Source organism: Polaromonas sp. OV174, assembly GCF_900112285.1.
Taxonomy (GTDB): Bacteria; Pseudomonadota; Gammaproteobacteria; order Burkholderiales; family Burkholderiaceae_C; genus Polaromonas.
The window spans coordinates 1-18,298 of record NZ_FOKZ01000017.1 but is presented as its reverse complement, the minus strand read 5'-3'; the positions used below and the strand labels follow the sequence as shown (position 1 = coordinate 18,298).

Sequence of the window (18,298 nt, the reverse complement as noted above, 5' to 3'; positions counted from 1 at the left end):
CGCACTTCATGGCCAAATTTTTTATTGATCGGCCGATCTTTGCGTGGGTACTGGCGCTGTTCATCATTGTTCTTGGCAGCGTGGCTGTCACGCAGCTGCCCATTGCCCAATATCCACCAGTAGCGCCGCCCACCATCGTGGTGTCCGCCGCGTATCCAGGCGCCTCTGCCAAAACGTTGGAAGACAGCGTTTTGAGTGTGATTGAGCGCGAAATGAACGGCTCTCCGGGTCTGATTTACATGGAGTCGGTGGCGCAGGCCAACGGCACCGGCAACATCACGCTGAGCTTCCAGCCCGGTACCAATGCCGAGCTGGCGCAGGTGGACGTGCAAAACCGTCTCTCCCGTGCTTCGCCCCGCCTGCCCCAGGCGGTGACGCAGCAGGGTGTGCGAGTGGACAAGTCCAACTCGAACTTCTTGCTGTTCACCATGCTGTCCTCGGACGACCCGGCGATTGATCCGGTGGCGCTGGGTGACTACGCCGCGCGTAACGTGGTTCCGGAACTGCAGCGTCTGCCCGGCATTGGCCAGGCCCAGTTGTTTGGTACCGAGCGTGCCATGCGGATATGGATTGACCCTGCCAAGCTCTCCGGGTTTTCTCTGGCCGTTTCCGATGTGAACAACGCCATTCGAAGCCAGAATGCGCAAATTGCCTCCGGCTCGATTGGTGACTTACCCAATGTGGCCGGGCAAGGCATTTCTGCCACGGTGATTGTCAATGGTCAGCTCTCCAGTGTTGAGCAGTTTGAGAACATCATCTTGCGCGCCAATACGGATGGTTCCACGGTGCGCCTCAAAGATGTCGCCCGGGTGGAACTGGGCGCACAAGCTTATGCGACCTCGGCCCGCCTCAATGGCAAGCCCGCCATCGGTATCGGCCTGCAGCTCGCCCCCGGCGGCAACGCTCTGGCCGCAGCCAAGGCCGTGCGTGCCAAGATGGAGGAGGTCAAGCCCTTTTTCCCCAAGGGCATGAGCTATTCCATTCCTTACGACAGTTCGCGTTTTGTCAGTATTTCCATCAAACAGGTGGCGGAGACGCTGGTTGAGGCTGTGGTGCTGGTGTTCCTGGTGATGTTTCTGTTTTTGCAGAACTGGCGCTATACCGTCATCCCGACTATCGTGGTGCCTATCGCCTTGTTGGGGACTTTCGCCACGCTGCTGGCGCTCGGTTTCTCCATCAACGTGTTGACTATGTTCGGCATGGTTCTGGTGATTGGTATCGTGGTGGACGATGCCATCGTGGTGGTCGAGAACGTCGAACGCATCATGAGCGAAGAAGGCTTGTCGCCGCTCGAGGCGACGCGCAAGGCCATGGGCCAGATTTCCGGCGCCATCATTGGCGTGACCGTGGTGCTGATTTCGGTGTTTGTGCCCCTGGCTTTCTTTGCCGGCTCGGTCGGCAATATTTATCGCCAGTTTTCCGCCGTCATGGTGGCCTCGATTGGCTTTTCGGCCTTCCTGGCGCTTTCGCTGACGCCGGCGCTGTGCGCCACGCTGCTCAAGCCGGTGGAAGCGGGTCACCACCACGCGAAAACCGGCTTTTTTGGCTGGTTTAACCGCGGCTTTTCGCGCTCTGCAAAGAGCTACGAAGGCCTGGTCGCACGCTTGCTCAAACGCGCCGGGCGCTACATGGTGATCTATGTCGCCATCATCGGTGTGGTGGCGCTGGTTTACACCCGCTTGCCTACCTCCTTCCTGCCCGGCGAAGATCAGGGCACATTGCTGGTGAATGTCCAGCTGCCTCCGGGCGCTACGCTGGAGCGCACCACCCAGGTCATGCAGCAGGTTGAGGGTTTCATGCTCAAGCAGCCTGAAGTCGAGAGCATGGTCGGCGTGCTGGGCTTTAGCTTTTCCGGGCAGGGGCAAAACGCCGGCCTGGCTTTCGTGACGCTGAAAGACTGGTCTGAGCGCAAGGAGCCGAGCCAGAAGGCTGATGCCCTGGCGGGGCGAGCCTTTGGCGCGCTGTCTGGCGTACGCGATGCGTTTATCTACCCCTTGAGCCCGCCACCGATTCCCGAGCTGGGCAATGCCAGCGGCTTTACCTTCCGCTTGCAGGATAAAACCGGCGCTGGCGGTGAAGCCTTGCTGGCGGCTCGCAATCAGTTGCTGGGTCTGGCGGCAAAGAGCAAGGTGCTGACACAGGTGCGCCCCGATGGCCTGGAAGATGCGCCCCAGCTGCAGATCGAGATTGACCGGGACAAGGCCAATGCGCTTGGCGTGAGTTTTGACGCCATCAATTCGGCGCTGTCGACCAGTCTCGGCTCCAGCTATGTCAATGATTTTCCAAATCAGGGCCGCTTGCAGCGTGTCGTGGTGCAGGCCGATGCGCCCGCCCGCATGCAGCCGGACGACCTGCTGCAGCTCAATGCAAGCAACGTGAAAGGGCAGGCCGTGCCATTCTCGACCTTTGCCACGACGCGCTGGGTCAAGGGACCGATGCAGACGGTTCGCTACAACGGCTATCCCGCCATGCGCATCAGCGGTGGTGCGGCAGCGGGTTACAGCACCGGTGCGGCCATGGCCGAAATGGAAAAACTCGCGGCCCAGCTGCCCAAAGGCTTTGGCTATGAGTGGACCGGGCAGTCGCGCGAAGAAAAACTGGCGGGTTCGCAGGCCATGATTCTGTATGGCTTCGCTATCCTGGCGGTCTTTTTGTGCCTGGCAGCGCTTTATGAAAGCTGGTCGATTCCGTTGTCGGTGATTCTGGTGGTGCCTCTGGGTGTGCTGGGCGTCCTGTTGGCCACCTTGATGCGCAGCTATTCCAACGACGTGTACTTCCAGGTCGGCTTGATCACCATCATCGGCTTGTCGGCGAAGAATGCTATTTTGATCATCGAATTCGCCAAGGACCTGCAGGCCCAGGGCAAGAGCGTGATCGAGGCGGCACTGATGGCCGCGCATCTGCGATTCAGGCCCATCATCATGACCTCGTTTGCCTTCATGCTGGGCGTGCTGCCGCTGGCAATCGCCAGCGGTGCCAGCTCGGCCAGCCAGCGTGCCATTGGCACCGGCGTGATTGGCGGCATGATCACCGGCACGGTCTTGGCTGTGATATTTGTGCCTATCTTCTTTGTGGTCGTGCGCACTCTTTTCAAAGGCAGCGCACGCCAGCAAAAAATCTACTCCGCCCATGCCCAGGCGGCTGGCATTGAGGCCGAGACAGGAAATGAAAGTAAGTCCCATGAGTAAAAACAAACTTTCCCCATGGCTGGCCGTGAGCGCTGCGGCGCTGCTGGCCGGCTGCTCCATGATTCCAAGCTACGAGCGTCCGGCAGCGCCGGTTGCCGGCAGTTTCCCGACCTACGGCAGCGCGGCTCAGGCGGCAGATGCAACGCCCGCTGCCAGCGTGGCGTGGCAGGACTTCTTTTCAGACGCCAAACTCAAGCGGCTGATAGAGCAGTCACTGCAGAACAACCGCGACCTTCGGGTGGCGGTGCTGAACATCGAAAAGGCCCGTGCCCAGTACCAGATCCGCCGGGCCGATCAGTACCCCAGCGTCAGCGCTGTCATGAACGGATCGCGTGCGCCTGACACCAAAAGCCTGTACACCGCAGGCTTGGCCGTCACGGCCTATGAACTGGACTTTTTCGGCCGCGTCAGCAGCCTGAAAGAGGCCGCGCTGAACCAGTACCTGGCCACGGAAGAGGGCCGCAAGACGGCGCAAATCAGCCTGATTTCGGCGGTCGCCAATACCTATCTGAGCATTCTGGCCGACGAGGAGCTGCTGGAGCTCACGCGCCAGACCCTGGTGACGCGCGAAGAGTCTATGAAGCTGAGCAAGCTGCGTCTGGACAACGGCGTGACCTCGGAGCTGGACTATCGCCAGGCCGAGTCGCTGACCGAGGCGGCCCGCGTCGCCTATGCCCAGCAACAGCGCCAGCGCGCGCTTGACGAAAATGCCCTAGTCCTGCTGGTGGGCCAGCCTGTGGGTGCTGAATTGCCGACGGCGTCCAGCCAGTTCGTGCCGCTGGCCCAGGCGCAACCCATGCGTGATGTGCCGGCCGGGCTACCGTCCGATCTGCTGGTCAACCGTCCCGACATTCGCCAGGCCGAGCAGCTTTTGCTGGCGTCCAATGCCAATATCGGCGCGGCCCGTGCGGCCTTTTTCCCGCGAATTTCGCTGACGGTGGGGGCGGGCAGCGCCAGCAGCCATCTGTCCGACCTGTTCAAAAGTGGCTCCTGGGGCTGGACCCTGGCGCCGCAGCTGGCATTGCCCATTTTTGATGCCGGGCGCAATCAGGCGGGTCTGGATTCCTCCAAGGCTGATCGCGACATAGCAATTGCCCAGTACGAAAAAGCCATACAGACCGGTTTTCGTGAAGTGGCCGATGCGCTGGCGACCCGCGCCACGCTGGTTGACCAACTGGCTTCCCAGGAACGCCAGGCGAGTGCGGAGGCGGCCCGTTTCAAACTGTCCGACCTGCGCTACAAGAATGGCGTGGCCAGCTACCTCGATTTGCTCGATGCCCAGCGCTCGCTGTTCGGCGCCCAGCAGGCCGTGGTGCAAACCCGGCTGGCCCAGTTGCAAAGCCAGGTCACGCTGTACAAGGTGCTGGGCGGCGGCTGGAAAGAGTCCGTGGCGCTCGCAGAAAATCAGCAGACGCAAACCCCGCTCAAGCCTTGATGGCAGCTTCCCCGGTGCTTTGGCGCCGGGGAGCTTGGCCAGCCAAGCGACACCTCACAAGGCTGCTTTAGGCAGCCTTTTTTGTTTTTGATAACAATGATTTATGCCTCTAGCCTAATAGCTACGGTCGAAACAAGCTATTGAATTGATAGCTTTTCAACGCTGGACGACAAACCCAGCCATTGCCCGGCTGCCGCCTGCAGTGCGGCGGGCTGACCGGTCGTGATGAGTCTGAGCTGCGCGTGAGTGGCCGAAGCTCCGGGTGCGTCTTCGCTGCCAACAAGACGCCGAGTCTGGCGCGCCACGGCCTCGCCGCTGTCCACGATGCGAACCTCCGGCCCCAGCAAGGCGCGCAAGTGGCTGCTGGCAAAGGGGTAATGCGTGCAGCCCAGCACCAGCGTGTCTATCTGCCCGTTTTCACTGCCAAACAGGCCCATGGCCGCCGTGTATTGGGCGCAGAGTGCTATTGTTTTTGAAAAGTCACCGGTTTGAGCGCTGCCTTCTATGGCATCGGCCAGACCATCACAGGCTTGCAGCGCCACCTGGGTCAGGCCGGCTTGCGTGTCCAGCAGCGAGCGAAACCTGGCGCTTGCCAGCGTGCCGCGCGTGGCCATCACTCCTATATGGCCGGTCTGGCTGAGCGCCACGGCGGGTTTCAGTGCCGGTTCCACGCCGATGATGGGCAGGCCTGGGTGCTCGGCGCGCAGGCTTTCTATCGCCGCTGCCGTGGCGGTATTGCAGGCCACCACCAGCGCCTTTACGCCTTGCGCTATCAGGTAGTGGGCGATGGCGTGCGAGCGTGCCAGTACATGGGCGTCACCACGCTCGCCGTAGGGCGCGTGGCCGCTGTCGGCGATGTAGATGAAGTCTTGGTGCGGCAGCTCGGCACGCAGCGCTTTCAAAACGCTGAGACCGCCGATGCCGCTGTCAAACACGCCTATGTGGCCCCCACGGTCGCTCACTGCGTGTAGCTCCCGAGGCCTTGCAGGCCGCGGCTCGCGAGACGCTTCGCCGCTGTCGCCTGTCCAAAGCTGCTCAAGCAGCTTTGGAGCCGCAGGCTCCAGCCCCTCGGGGGCCGCTGCGCCTGCGGGCTGGCGGAGCCAGATCTGCGGCCCCGGCTTGAAGGGATCGGCTTCTCGCTGCTGCTCAACCCGCTGCGACCGCAATGCCCTTGAACTCGCCCGTGGCGATCTTCTTTTGCCACTCGGCCGGGCCGGTGTTGTGCACGCTGGTGCCCTGGGCGTCCACCGCCACGGTCACCGGCATGTCAACCACGTCGAACTCGTAAATAGCTTCCATGCCCAGGTCGGCGAAGCCCAGCACCTTGGCGGTCTTGATGGCCTTGGACACCAGGTAGGCGGCGCCGCCCACGGCCATGAGGTAGGCGCTCCGGTGTTTCTTGATGGCTTCAATCGCGACCGGGCCGCGCTCGGACTTGCCAATCATCGAGATCAGGCCGGTCTCGGCCAGCATCATCTCGGTGAAACCGTCCATGCGCGTGGCGGTGGTCGGGCCAGCCGGGCCGACCGCTTCGCCCTTGACCGGATCGACCGGGCCGACGTAGTAAATCACGCGGTTGGTGAAATCGACCGGCAGCTTTTCGCCCCTGGCCAGCATGTCGGCGATGCGCTTGTGCGCGGCGTCGCGGCCGGTCAGCATCTTGCCGTTGAGCAACAGGGTCTGGCCGGGTTTCCAGCTGGCGACTTCTTCCTTGGTCAAGGTGTTGAGGTCGACCTTTTTGCTCTTGACGTAATCCGGTGTCCAGTTGACGTCGGGCCAGGTATCCAGCGATGGCGGGGTCAGGTAGACCGGGCCGCTGCCGTCCATAACGAAGTGGGCGTGGCGGGTGGCGGCGCAGTTGGGGATCATGGCGACCGGCTTGCTGGCCGCGTGCGTCGGGTACATCTTGATCTTGACGTCGAGCACGGTAGTCAGGCCGCCCAGGCCTTGCGCGCCTATGCCCAGCGCGTTGACTTTTTCAAACAGTTCCAGGCGTAGTGCCTCGACCTTGCTCAGTTCGGCGCCGGAGGCGGCCTTGGCCTGCAGCTCGTACATGTCCAGGTCGTCCATCAGGCTTTCCTTGGCCATCAGCACGGATTTTTCGGCGGTGCCGCCAATGCCTATGCCCAGCATGCCGGGCGGGCACCAGCCGGCGCCCATGGTGGGCACGGTCTTCAGCACCCAGTCGACGATGGAGTCGCCGGGGTTGAGCATCACCATCTTGCTCTTGTTCTCGCTGCCGCCGCCCTTGGCCGCGACGGTGATGTCCAGCTTGTTGCCCGGTACGATTTCCGTGAAGATCACGGCCGGTGTGTTGTCCTTGGTGTTCTTGCGGTCGAACTGCGGGTCGGCCACGACCGAGGCGCGCAGCGTGTTGTCGGGGTGGTTGTAGCCCTGGCGTACGCCTTCGTTGATGGCGTCGTCCAGGCTGCCGCTGAAGCCTTCCCAGCGCACGTCCATGCCGACTTTCAGAAATACGTTGACGATGCCGGTGTCCTGGCAGATCGGACGCTGGCCGGTGGCGCTCATCTTGCTGTTGGTCAGGATTTGCGCGATGGCGTCCTTGGCGGCCGGGCTTTGTTCACGCTCGTAGGCACGCGCCAGGTGGGCGATGTAGTCGGCCGGATGGTAGTAGCTGATGAATTGCAGGGCGGCGGCAACGGATTCGATGAGGTCGGCTTGGCGGATAGATGTTGTCGTGGTGGTCATGACGGAGCCTGGCTTGGTGTGGGGGAGTGCGGAAAAGTAAAACCCTGGATTATCCCCCTGTGCGGCAGCCGCAAGCCGTGCCGTCCGGGAAAGGCCATTTGCTATCTTGAAAATTGCTGCGCGTGCAGTTGAGATGACGCCAGAGGCATAAAAGTATAAAACCCAGTGGCACGAGCAGGCGCTGGCCACGGTGCTGAGCAACGCTTGTGCCTGAGCGGGGTGGATCAGGCCACTGCCCATGCGTCGAGACGATGCCGGGCATCGCGCCGGTCTGAGGGCCGGTGTTGGGCAGTCCTTAACAGAGGTAGACTGGCTTTTAAGTCCCCGCCCCATCAAGATCCATCTCGTGGACGGCGCAATGCAAATAGAAGAAACACCCGGTTTCAACGCCCGCCTGTGGCGGCGCTTCGTGACGATAGCACGGCCCTACTGGCTCTCGGATGAACGCTGGCGTGCCCAGGGCATGCTGGCCCTGCTGGTTGTACTACTGCTGGGTCAGACGGCCTTCAATGTGCTATTCAACCAGGAGACGGGCGAATTTACCTCGGCCTTGGCCGCAAGAGACGACGAGCGCTTCTGGGCCTCGATCTGGCGCTACACGGCCATCCTCGTGGCAGCTGTGCCCATCTATGCCTTGTACTTTTATGTGCGCGACACGCTCGGGCTGCGCTGGCGTCGCTGGCTGACGGACAGCTTTCTGGCACGCTATTTCCATCAGCGCGCCTACTACGGGCTCAATACCACCGGCATCGACAATCCTGATCAGCGCATTGCCGAAGACATCAACAGCTTCACCCAGCAGTCGCTGTATTTCTCCATGATCGCATTGGGTTCGGTGATCCAACTGGTCGCCTTTTCCAGCGTGCTGTGGAGCATCTCGCAGGGCTTGGTTTACTTTTTGATCGGCTATGCCGTGTTCAGCACCGTATTCACGGGCGCGGTGTTTGGCAAGCGTCTGATTGGCTTGAATTTTCGCCAGTTGCAACGCGAGGCAGACTTTCGCTTCAGCTTGGTGCGGGTGCGCGAACACGCCGAGCCCATCGCTTTCTACGGTGGTGAGGCACGCGAAATGTCCACGCTGCAGCGCATTTTTGCGGCCGTCTACGCCAACTACCAGAAAGTGCTGCGCTGGCAGTTCAAGCTCAACCTCTTCCAGTACGCCCATAGCTTTCTGACTATCGTGCTGCCCACCGTCATCATTGCGAAAGATGTTCTTTCCGGGACGCTGGAGGTCGGCCGAGCGATCCAGGCCGCAGGCGCCTTCGCGGCCATCCTGAGCGCATTGACTGTGATCGTTGAGCACTTCGAGAGCCTGAGTCGCTTTTCCGCCGGTGTGGACAGGCTGCATGCGTTCTCCGAAGCATTGGGAGGCAAGCCTGGCCAGTCCGCCAGCGCTTCTGACGATAACGCGCAGATTCGCACGGTGCCCGGCTTTGAATTGGCCCTGCATAAGGTGAGCATTTTCACCCCCAACCAAGAGCAGTTACTGGTTCAAGAGGCCACGCTCGCTGTCAACCCTGGTGAAGGATTGCTGATCGTCGGGCCGAGCGGCGCGGGCAAGAGCTCGCTGTTGCGGGTGATTGCCGGACTCTGGAACGTGGGCTCGGGTCAAGTGACTCGCCCATCGGGGGCGGATATGCTGTTTCTGCCCCAGCAACCCTACCTGCCCCTGGGGGATTTGCGCTGCCAGCTCACCTACCCCCAAACGGAACGCAATATCTCGGACGAGGAACTGCTGCTGTGGCTGGAGCGGGTGAACCTGCCGAAGCTGGCGCAGCGCATGGGCGGACTTGGCGCCGAACTGGACTGGGCCAGGGTGTTGTCGGTCGGTGAGCAGCAGCGCTTGGCCTTCGCCCGGGCCTTGCTCGCCAAGCCGCGCTACCTGTTGCTCGACGAGGCCACCAGCGCGTTGGATGAGGCCAACGAGGAGTTGCTGTACGCCCAATTGGCAGGCCTGTCGATCACCCCGATCAGTGTCAGCCACCGTCACGCCATTCTCAGATATCACAGCCTGGTGTTTCAGTTGACCGGTGGCAGCCACTGGACGCTTCACGCGGCCGCAGACTACCGCTGGGTACCCAAATAATTGACGAACAAGTTCTAAGTAATGCCATGCCACACCTTCCTAATTCCTTTGCGCACGGACCGACGCAGTTCAGGCGCCAGAATACTCAGGTCGCCATATGGCTGTGCCCAATCCCCGCTCCACGCCGCATCCAACATTGAGAATTGTTATCATTTAAAAAATTCCAGCCCTCCGTACCACTATGCACATCAACACTCGCTCCGAACGTGACACCTTTGGCCCCATTGACGTGCCGGCCGACAAGCTCTGGGGCGCGCAGACGCAGCGCTCCTTGCAGAATTTCGATATTTCGGGCGAGCGCCAGCCGCGCGAGATCATCCGGGCGCTGGCCCAGGTCAAGCGCTCCTCGGCGCTGGTCAATCGGGCGCTGGGCCTGCAGGATGCGAAAAAAACTGCGGCCATCGTGGCTGCGGCCGATGAAGTCATTGCCGGCCAGCACGCGGACGAGTTTCCGCTGGTGGTCTGGCAGACCGGCTCGGGCACCCAGACCAATATGAACGTCAACGAGGTGCTGGCCAACCGCGCCAGCGAACTGCTGGGCGGCGAGCGCGGCGAGAGCCGGCTGGTGCACCCGAATGACGACGTGAACCGCAGCCAGTCGTCCAATGACGTGTTTCCCACCGCCATGCATGTGGCGGCGGTGGACGCGATCACGCACAAGCTGCTGCCGGCGATGGAGGGTTTGCGGGCGACGCTGGCGCAAAAGGCCAGCGATTTTGATGACATCGTGAAGATAGGCCGCACCCACTTGCAGGACGCCACGCCGCTGACCCTGGGTCAGGAATTTTCCGGCTACGTGGCGCAGCTGGAGCAGGGCGAAAAACATGTGTGCGCCGCGCTACCCCACCTCTACGAGCTGGCTTTGGGCGGCACGGCGGTGGGCACCGGGCTGAATGCTCCCAAGGGCTATGCCAGCCAGGTGGCGGCCGAATTGGCGCACCTGACCGGTCTGCCCTTTGTCAGCGCACCCAACAAGTTCGAGGCCATGGCCTCCTGCGATGCGTTGGTGCATGCGCATGGCGCACTTAAGACGCTGGCCGCCAGCCTGATGAAGATCGCCAACGACGTGCGCTGGCTGGCCAGCGGGCCACGCAGCGGCATCGGCGAGTTGTCGATTCCCGAAAACGAGCCGGGCTCGTCCATCATGCCGGGCAAGGTGAACCCGACACAGAGTGAAGCGCTCACCATGCTCTGCTGCCAGGTGTTTGGCAACGACGTGGCCATCAACTTTGGCGGCGCTTCTGGCAACTTCGAGCTCAACGTGTTCCGCCCCATGGTGGCCCACAACTTCCTGCAAAGCGTGCGCCTGCTGGCCGACGGCATGCGCAGTTTCAACGACCACTGTGCGGTGGGCATAGAGCCCAACCGCGATCGCATCGCCGAGCTGGTGGACCGCTCGCTGATGCTGGTCACGGCGCTGAACCCGCACATCGGTTACGACAAGGCCGCCTTCATCGCCAAGAAGGCGCACAAGGAGGGCAGCAGCCTGCGCGAAGCGGCGATCGCCTCCGGCCATGTGACGGCCGAGCAGTTCGACCAGTGGGTGGTGCCAGCGAACATGACGGGGCGCTGAGGTTGGCGCCCCATTTGCTATCTAATTAATAGCTGTTTGCGCAATGTGGATAAGGGATAAAGGCCTTTTTTATACATAAAAGGCTGAGCACGGCCCGACATCGGACTGACGGGGCTGACGTAAAAACAGCCAGCTATCAAAAAAATAGCTGACTGCGCATAGTGGACGGGCGCTAGCGCCCGATTTGGCTTAAATTTTGGCGGCGGCCATTGCCTGGGCGATCCAGCCATCGAAGGTGGCCTGGTGCGCCTTGATCCAGCCGTCGGTGTGGCGCACGATGTCTTTCTGGCTGTTCTCGCCGTCCTGCATATGCCGGTTTTGCGTGCTGATGTCGCCAATCGGCAGCGCCATGACTTCAAACAGTTTGCCGGCGGCCGGGTTTTGTTCGACGAAAGTCTTGTTGGCCACGATGTACTCGTTGTTCAGCGGAAAGCCATAGTTCTTGCCGTTGGACAGCTGGGTATCTGTGCCGGTCTGCACGCCGGGCATGGCGGAGAAGGGCACTTGCAGCCACACCACGTCCTGGCCCGGGCGCAGCACGTTGCCGAGCCAATAAGGCGTCCACGCGTAGTAGAGGACGGGCTTGCCCTGCTTGAAGCGGCTGACCGTGTCGGCAATCAACGCTGCGTAGTTGCCTTGAACGTAGGTCACGGTATCGCGCAGTTTGAAGGTGGTGAGCTGGTGCTCGATCACGGCTTCACCGCCCCAGCCGGCGCTGGCGCCGACCAGGTCGGCCTTGCCGTCGCCGTTGGTGTCGAACAGCTTGGCCAGCGCCGGATCGGTCAGTTGGCTGATGTCGGTGATTTTGTATTCGTCGGCGGTCTTTTTGTCGATCAGGTAACCCTGCACCGCGCCAGCCGAGTAAACGCCCTTGCGCGACATCTTGGCGTCGCCACCGGCGCTTTTGTAGTACTCGGCGTGGTGAGGATTCCAGTGGTTGGCGATGAAGGTCGCGTCGCCGTTGGCCACGGCAAGGTGCGCGGCCGGGTATTCGACTTCCTTGATGGGCAACACGTCGTAGCCGAGCCTTTCCAGCGCGCGGCTGACCAGCAGGGTCTGGAAGGTTTCCTCGGCGAGGGCGCTTTGCAGTGGCTGCACCTTGATGCCCTTGCCGGGCAGGTCTTGTGCCTGCGCCGCGCCGGCCAGGACTAGCGCGAGGGCGCTGGTGGCGAGCAGGCTACGTGCGAAAAATCGGATTTTGCTCATGGGGTGATGGCTCCTGTTGTTATGAGGACATGCTGGGGCTCACTGGCCCGAGGTCGACAGTTGTGGGGACGGCGCGGCGGCCGTGTCGGCAGCTTGGTTGCCGCGCTGCAGCAGGCGCTGTAGCAGACGCAGCAGCAGCCCGGCCGGACCGGTGTGCCACCAGTGGCGCACGCCGCGGCGCGGCTGGCCCAGCGACTGGGTGATGCGGTCCAGCGTGATGGCGAGCAGCACGATGCCCAGGCCGCCCACGGTGGCCAGGCCCATGTCCAGGCGGCCGATACCGCGCAGCACCATCTGGCCCAGGCCGCCGACGGCGATCATGGAGGCGATCACCACCATGGACAACGACAGCATCAGCGTCTGGTTGATGCCGGCCATGATGGACGGCATGGCCAGCGGTAGCTGCACCTTGGTGAGCATCTGCCAGGGCGAGGCGCCATAGGCGCGCGCCGCCTCGATCAGGTCGGGGCGCACCTGGCGTATGCCCAGGTTGGTCAGGCGCACCAGCGGCGGCAGCGCGAAGATGGTGGTGACTATCACGCCGGGCACGTTGCCGATGCCGAACAGCATCACCACCGGCACCAGGTAGACGAAAGCCGGCGTGGTCTGCATGGCGTCGAGCAGCGGGCGCAGGAGGCGCTGGGCGCGATCGCTGCTGGCCAGCAAAATGCCCAGCGGCAGACCGATGGCCAAACAGAACACCAACGAGGTCAGTACCAGCGAGAGCGTGACCATGGCCTCGGGCCAGATGCCCAGCATGGCCACCAGCAGCAGCGCCAGCACGGTGCCCACGGCCAGCACGCGGCCGGTGAATTGCCAGGCCAGCAGGCCGATGAGCGCGATCATGGCCAGCGCGGGCACGCTTTGCAGCAGGCCCTCGACACTGCCGAGCGTGCTGTCGATGGGGCCGCGAATGGTCTGGAAGAAGGGGCGGAAATTCTCCACCACCCAGCCCAAACCCTGGTTGATCCAGGATTCGATGGGCAGCGAGCCGTCCCACAGCTGCTGCAACTGAAAGCCGTTGACTGCGGCCGAAGGGTCGAGCGTGCTGGCGGCGTCCAGAGCGCTGGCTTGGGCCTCTATCCAGTCGCTGCCCACGCTGGCATTGGCCCAGGGGTCGATGTCTGCGCTGGGCGTGGGCGCCAGGTTGTCCCACGGCGTTGGCTGGGTCGTGACAGCTTGTGCGCTGTTGGCCCAGGGGTTGGTCTCGACCAGGGGCGGCAGCGTTGCCGTGGCATCGGTGCCGGCGGCGAGTTCGGGATTGATCTGCGTATCGTTCATGTGCATCAACCTTGAAAAATCAGTGCGCCGCAGCGGCGGCGGAGCTTGCGGGAGCTGCAGACGTCGTGGACGTGGGCTCTAGCGGCGGTGTGTCGCGGTCGAGAAAGCGCAGCAGTGTGGTCTTGCTGATGGCGCCGCAAAAGCGCCCGCCCTCGGTCAGCACCGGCACGGCGTGCGGTGCATGCGCCACCTGGCCGAACAGCTCGGCCACGGGGGCGTCCACCGCGATCGGCTGAACCCCGCTCAGGTAGGCGTGCTGCAGGCCGAGCGGGCCGACATGGCCGCGCAGCGCCTCGCGCAGCGAGTCGGCCGAGACCATGCCCAGGTATTGCTGCTTGGGGCTGACCACGTAGGCGTATTCGCGGTCCTGCTCTTCGAGCAGTTGCAGGGCCGCGCGCGCGCCGCGCTGGCTGTGTTCGGACACCACGGTGAGCGCCTTGCGCGCGATGTCGCCAGCCTTGAACACCGCCGCCGCGTCCACGCCGCGCACAAAGCTGCGCACATAGTCGTTGGCCGGGTTGCGCAGGATCTCGTCGGGCGTGCCGACCTGCACCACGTGACCGTCTTTCATGATGGCGATGCGGTCGCCGATGCGCATGGCTTCGTCGAGGTCGTGCGAGATGAAAACAATGGTGCGGCGCTTGACCTGTTGCAGGCGCAGCAGTTCCGACTGCATCTCGGTGCGGATGATGGGGTCCAGTGCGGAGAATGCCTCGTCCATCAGCAAGATGGATGGATCGGACGCCAGCGCGCGCGCCAGGCCGACACGCTGCTGCATGCCGCCCGACAACTCGTCCGGATAACTGGCGCCCCAGCCGGCCAGGCCGACTTGCTCCAGCGCCTGCTCGGCCAGCGCATGGCGCTCGGCGCGGCTGACGCCGGCCAGTTCCAGCCCGAAGGCCGTGTTGTCCAGCACGGTGTTGTGCGGCATCAGCGCGAAGGACTGGAACACCATGCTGATGTCTTTGCGGCGCAGGGCGCGCAACTGGCTGTCGCGGAGGGCGCTGATATCGTGGCCGTCGACCAGGATGCGGCCTGCCGTGGGTTCAATCAGCAGGTTGAGCATGCGCACCAGGGTGGATTTGCCCGAGCCCGACAGGCCCATGATGACAAAAATTTCACCGGCGGCTATGGTGAAGCTGGCGTCGAACACGCCTATGGAGTGGCCGGTACGGGCCAGGATGTCCTGTTTGCTCAGGCCCTGGCGAACCAGCTCCATGGCGTGTTCAGGCGCGTCTCCGAAAACCTTGAAGACGTGGTCGATGCGAATTTCTTTTGCCATGCGCTTGGGCTCCTTGTTAATAAGAGTGGACAAAGCGCCGCCATGAATGACGACTGCTGCGAACCGCAGCCGCGCCATCGGCCTTGTGCTCGGGCCAGACGCAGACGGTCCGGCCAAGCCGCAAGGCCGCCGGAAGGCACTGAAGACGACAAAATGACGAAGCCAGAGCCTGTCCAACGTTCAATCCGGATCAGCGCGCCACATCAAGGTGAAGGGGGCTGGTCCGGTGAACGCGACGCGGCATCGGGAGGCCGGTAAACCGGCCCGTTGTCGGGCCTGGGCCCAACGAAGAGGTCTTGCACCGCGACGGGATTCTGGGTGATCCGCGAGTAGTGCAAAACCGGCCAACAACATTACTTGTTGGTCGCTTGAAGCGATTGATTATAACTTTTGAGTCTGATTAAGTCAAGGCTGGCGGGATCGCGCCAGACCGGGCTTGCGCCTTAGTGATCTCGGGCCGCTATGCCGGACATGATTTTGTCGGTATAGGCAATGGCCAGTGCCGAAAGCAGGAAGGCGATATGAATCACCGTTTGTGCGATCAGCACCTTGTCTGAATAATTGTCCGCATTGATGAAGGTTTTCAGCAGGTGAATCGAGCTGATGCCGATAATGGCGGTCGCCAGCTTGACCTTGAGCACCGAAGCGTTCACATGGCTCAGCCATTCGGGCTGGTCGCGATGGCCTTCCAGGTCCATGCGGCTGACAAAGGTTTCGTAGCCGCCCACGATGACCATGATCAAGAGGTTGGAGATCATGACCACGTCTATCAGTGCCAGCACGACCAGCATGATGACGGTTTCATTCAGCGCGGCGACCGGGGTGGAGGTCTTGTAGCCTATGCTGTTGATCAAGGCCTGCAGCGCGGTCTGGCTGCCGAAGGCGGCTTCGATCAGATGCGCCAGCTCCACCAGAAAATGCACCACATAAACCGCCTGCGCCGCAATCAGCCCAAGGTAAAGCGGCAGCTGTAGCCAGCGGCTGGCAAAAATCAGCCTGGGCAGTGGGCGAAGTGGGAGGTTTTGGGTAGGGGTAGGTTCTGACATGATGAGTCGGATGTGAAAGTCGGCTGATTGTAGGGGGCTGTTTGGGGCATTCCTGCCCTCGGAACTTGTATAGTTCAAGCCAGTCAGTGGCCTGTAAGTGCCAGGCCCGAAAGTTCCACGCATTCAATGATCCACAGGAGACACCACCCATGAGCGCCCCCAACTCTGCCATCGAATCCGTGCTGGTTGAAAACCGCGTATTCGCGCCCAGCCCGGCCACCGTGAAGGCGGCCCGCATTTCCGGCATGGGCGCTTACGATGCCATGTGTGCCGAAGCGGACAAGGATTTTGAAGGCTTCTGGGCCAAGCTGGCACGCGAAAACCTGAGCTGGAAAAAGCCATTCAACCAGGTGCTGGATGAGTCGAATGCGCCGTTTTACCAATGGTTTGCCGATGGCGAACTGAACGCCTCCTACAACTGCCTGGACCGCCACCTGGGCACGCCGACTGAAAACAAGAAGGCCATCATTTTCGAGAGCGATGATGGCCAGGTGACCAATGTCACCTACAAGGAGCTGCACGCCAAAGTCAGCCAGTTTGCCAGTGCTCTGAAGGCCATGGGTATCCAGAAGGGCGATCGGGTCGTCATCTACATGCCGATGACGGTGGAGGGCGTGGTTGCCATGCAGGCCTGCGCCCGCATAGGCGCGACGCACTCGGTGGTGTTTGGCGGCTTCTCAGCCAAGAGCCTGCAAGAGCGCATCCAGGATGCCGGCGCGGTTGCCGTCATCACGGCCAACTACCAGCTGCGCGGCGGCAAGGAACTGCCGCTCAAGGCGATTGTGGACGAGGGTATTGCCATGGGCGGCTGCGATTCCGTCAAGAACGTGGTGGTCTATCAGCGTACCCAAACCGCCTGCAACATGGTGGCCGGGCGTGACAGCCTGATGCACGAGGTGACGGCCAAGGCCGATCCCGTGTGCGCGCCGGAATTCGTTGGGGCTGAGCATCCGCTCTTTGTCCTCTACACCTCGGGCTCCACCGGCAAACCCAAGGGCGTGCAGCACAGCACGGGTGGTTATTTGCTGTGGGCCAAGCTGACGATGGACTGGACCTTTGACCTCCAGCCGTCCGATGTGTTCTGGTGTACCGCCGACATCGGCTGGATCACCGGCCACACTTATGTCGCCTATGGGCCGCTGGCGGCCGGCGCCACGCAAATCATCTTCGAGGGCATTCCGACCTTCCCGAATGCCGGCCGCTTCTGGCAGATGATAGAAAAACACAAGGTCAGTATTTTCTACACGGCACCGACAGCCATCCGTTCGCTGATCAAGGCCGCTGAAGCCGATCCCGCCGTGCATCCGGATCGCTCAGATCTGAGTAGCCTGCGCATTCTCGGTTCGGTGGGCGAGCCCATCAATCCGGAAGCCTGGATGTGGTACTACAAAAACATAGGCCGCGAGCGTTGCCCCATTGTGGACACCTTCTGGCAGACCGAAACCGGCGGCCACATGATTACCCCACTGCCAGGCGCAACGCCACTGGTGCCGGGCAGCTGCACCTTGCCGCTACCGGGCATCATGGCCGCCATCGTCGACGAGACCGGCAAGGATGTGCCCAATGGCTCCGGCGGCATGCTGGTCGTCAAACGGCCTTGGCCGGCGATGATTCGCACCATCTGGAACGACCCCGAGCGCTTCAAGAAAAGCTACTTCCCCGAGGAAATGGGCGGCACGATTTACCTGGCCGGCGACGGTGCGGTGCGCAATATCGACAATGGCTATTTCCGCATCACAGGCCGCATCGACGACGTGCTCAACGTGTCAGGTCACCGCATGGGCACCATGGAAATCGAATCGGCGCTGGTGTCTCACCCCATCGTCGCCGAAGCGGCCGTGGTTGGGCGTCCCGATGATCTGACCGGCGAGGCCATCGTGGCCTTTGTGGTGCTCAAGCGCTCGCGCCCTACGGGTGACGAAGCCAAGGCGATTGCCAAGGAACTGCGCGACTGGGTGGGCAAGGAAATCGGGCCGATTGCCAAGCCCAAGGACATCCGCTTTGGTGACAACCTGCCCAAGACGCGCAGCGGAAAAATCATGCGCCGCCTGTTGCGCGGTGTCGCCAAGGGTGAGGCCGTGACGCAAGACACGTCGACACTGGAAAATCCGGCCATACTGGAGCAGCTGTCACAGAATCTGTAAGCGGCCTGTGGATTGCAACCGTGACCCGTCCTGCCATAGGTTGACACCTATGAAGCACAAATAGCCGAGCCGATGAGGCCAGCTAAAGACGCCCGATGAGCCTCATCGGGCGTTTTCAATTGTAGGGATTGGTGCGGCCTTTCCTGGTTATAGATTTGTACGGCCTGCTGAACCATGCGGCTGGCCTGGCTCAGGTCGGCCGGTCGATGCAGCAGGAACTCCATCTTCAGGATTCCGTTAACCCGCTCGGCCAGCGCGTTCTGGTAGCAGTCGTAGCCGTCGGTCATTGAGCACTTGATGCCGTGACGCCGATGGATTTCCTGATAGTCATTTGAGCAATACTGGATG

12 protein-coding genes are annotated in these 18,298 nt (G+C 62.0%); 5 read left to right on the top strand and 7 right to left on the bottom strand.

The genetic code is table 11. From position 1 onward, the window contains the following. Positions 1–8 precede the first annotated feature (8 nt). Both BM160_RS15125 and BM160_RS15120 read left to right on the top strand, forming a co-directional pair. On the top strand, positions 9–3,188 hold the full coding sequence (locus BM160_RS15125; RefSeq protein WP_092007015.1) for an efflux RND transporter permease subunit: 3,180 nt from the start codon (positions 9–11) through the stop codon (positions 3,186–3,188). Next, on the top strand, positions 3,181–4,623 hold the full coding sequence (locus BM160_RS15120) for an efflux transporter outer membrane subunit (protein WP_092007014.1): 1,443 nt from the start codon (positions 3,181–3,183) through the stop codon (positions 4,621–4,623). Before BM160_RS15125 ends, BM160_RS15120 begins: the two co-directional genes overlap by 8 nt. A 137-nt stretch (positions 4,624–4,760) precedes the next feature. Here BM160_RS15120 and murI read toward each other — a convergent pair whose 3' ends face one another. Both murI and BM160_RS15110 read right to left on the bottom strand, forming a co-directional pair. Then, a complete protein-coding gene (gene murI / locus BM160_RS15115) occupies positions 4,761–5,585 on the bottom strand; it encodes a glutamate racemase (protein ID WP_092007013.1) in 825 nt (274 codons plus the stop codon). 184 nt (positions 5,586–5,769) lie between these two features. After that, on the bottom strand, positions 5,770–7,332 hold the full coding sequence (locus BM160_RS15110) for a fumarate hydratase (RefSeq protein ID WP_092007012.1): 1,563 nt from the start codon (positions 7,330–7,332) through the stop codon (positions 5,770–5,772). A gap of 358 nt (positions 7,333–7,690) precedes the next feature. Here BM160_RS15110 and BM160_RS15105 point away from each other — a divergent pair, with 358 nt between their 5' ends. Together BM160_RS15105 and fumC are read left to right on the top strand one after the other, a co-directional pair. After that, complete coding sequence (locus BM160_RS15105) at positions 7,691–9,418, top strand: ABC transporter ATP-binding protein/permease (RefSeq protein ID WP_092007011.1); 1,728 nt, start codon at positions 7,691–7,693, stop codon at positions 9,416–9,418. A gap of 181 nt (positions 9,419–9,599) precedes the next feature. After that, a complete protein-coding gene (gene fumC / locus BM160_RS15100; protein WP_092007010.1) occupies positions 9,600–10,991 on the top strand; it encodes a class II fumarate hydratase in 1,392 nt (463 codons plus the stop codon). 189 nt (positions 10,992–11,180) lie between these two features. Here fumC and proX read toward each other — a convergent pair whose 3' ends face one another. From proX to BM160_RS15080, 4 genes are all read right to left on the bottom strand, one after another. Beyond that, complete coding sequence (gene proX / locus BM160_RS15095; protein WP_092007009.1) at positions 11,181–12,197, bottom strand: glycine betaine/L-proline ABC transporter substrate-binding protein ProX; 1,017 nt, start codon at positions 12,195–12,197, stop codon at positions 11,181–11,183. A gap of 39 nt (positions 12,198–12,236) precedes the next feature. Next, the gene (proW, locus tag BM160_RS15090; protein WP_092007008.1) at positions 12,237–13,478 is read right to left on the bottom strand and encodes a glycine betaine/L-proline ABC transporter permease ProW; all 1,242 of its coding nucleotides are present in this window, start codon (positions 13,476–13,478) and stop codon (positions 12,237–12,239) included. A 19-nt stretch (positions 13,479–13,497) separates the two neighbouring features. Beyond that, positions 13,498–14,760: a glycine betaine/L-proline ABC transporter ATP-binding protein ProV gene (proV, locus tag BM160_RS15085; protein WP_092007077.1), complete on the bottom strand. Its 1,263-nt coding sequence runs from the start codon at positions 14,758–14,760 to the stop codon at positions 13,498–13,500. A gap of 443 nt (positions 14,761–15,203) precedes the next feature. After that, positions 15,204–15,806, bottom strand: a complete 603-nt coding sequence (locus tag BM160_RS15080) for a YqhA family protein (RefSeq protein ID WP_092007007.1) — start codon at positions 15,804–15,806, stop codon at positions 15,204–15,206. A 149-nt stretch (positions 15,807–15,955) separates the two neighbouring features. Here BM160_RS15080 and acs point away from each other — a divergent pair, with 149 nt between their 5' ends. Continuing rightward, entirely contained in the window at positions 15,956–17,950 is a 1,995-nt protein-coding gene (gene acs / locus BM160_RS15075) for an acetate--CoA ligase (protein ID WP_092007006.1), read from the top strand. A 47-nt stretch (positions 17,951–17,997) separates the two neighbouring features. Here acs and BM160_RS15070 read toward each other — a convergent pair. Beyond that, on the bottom strand, positions 17,998–18,298 hold a 301-nt coding region (locus BM160_RS15070), incomplete at its 5' end, for an integrase core domain-containing protein (protein ID WP_143093269.1).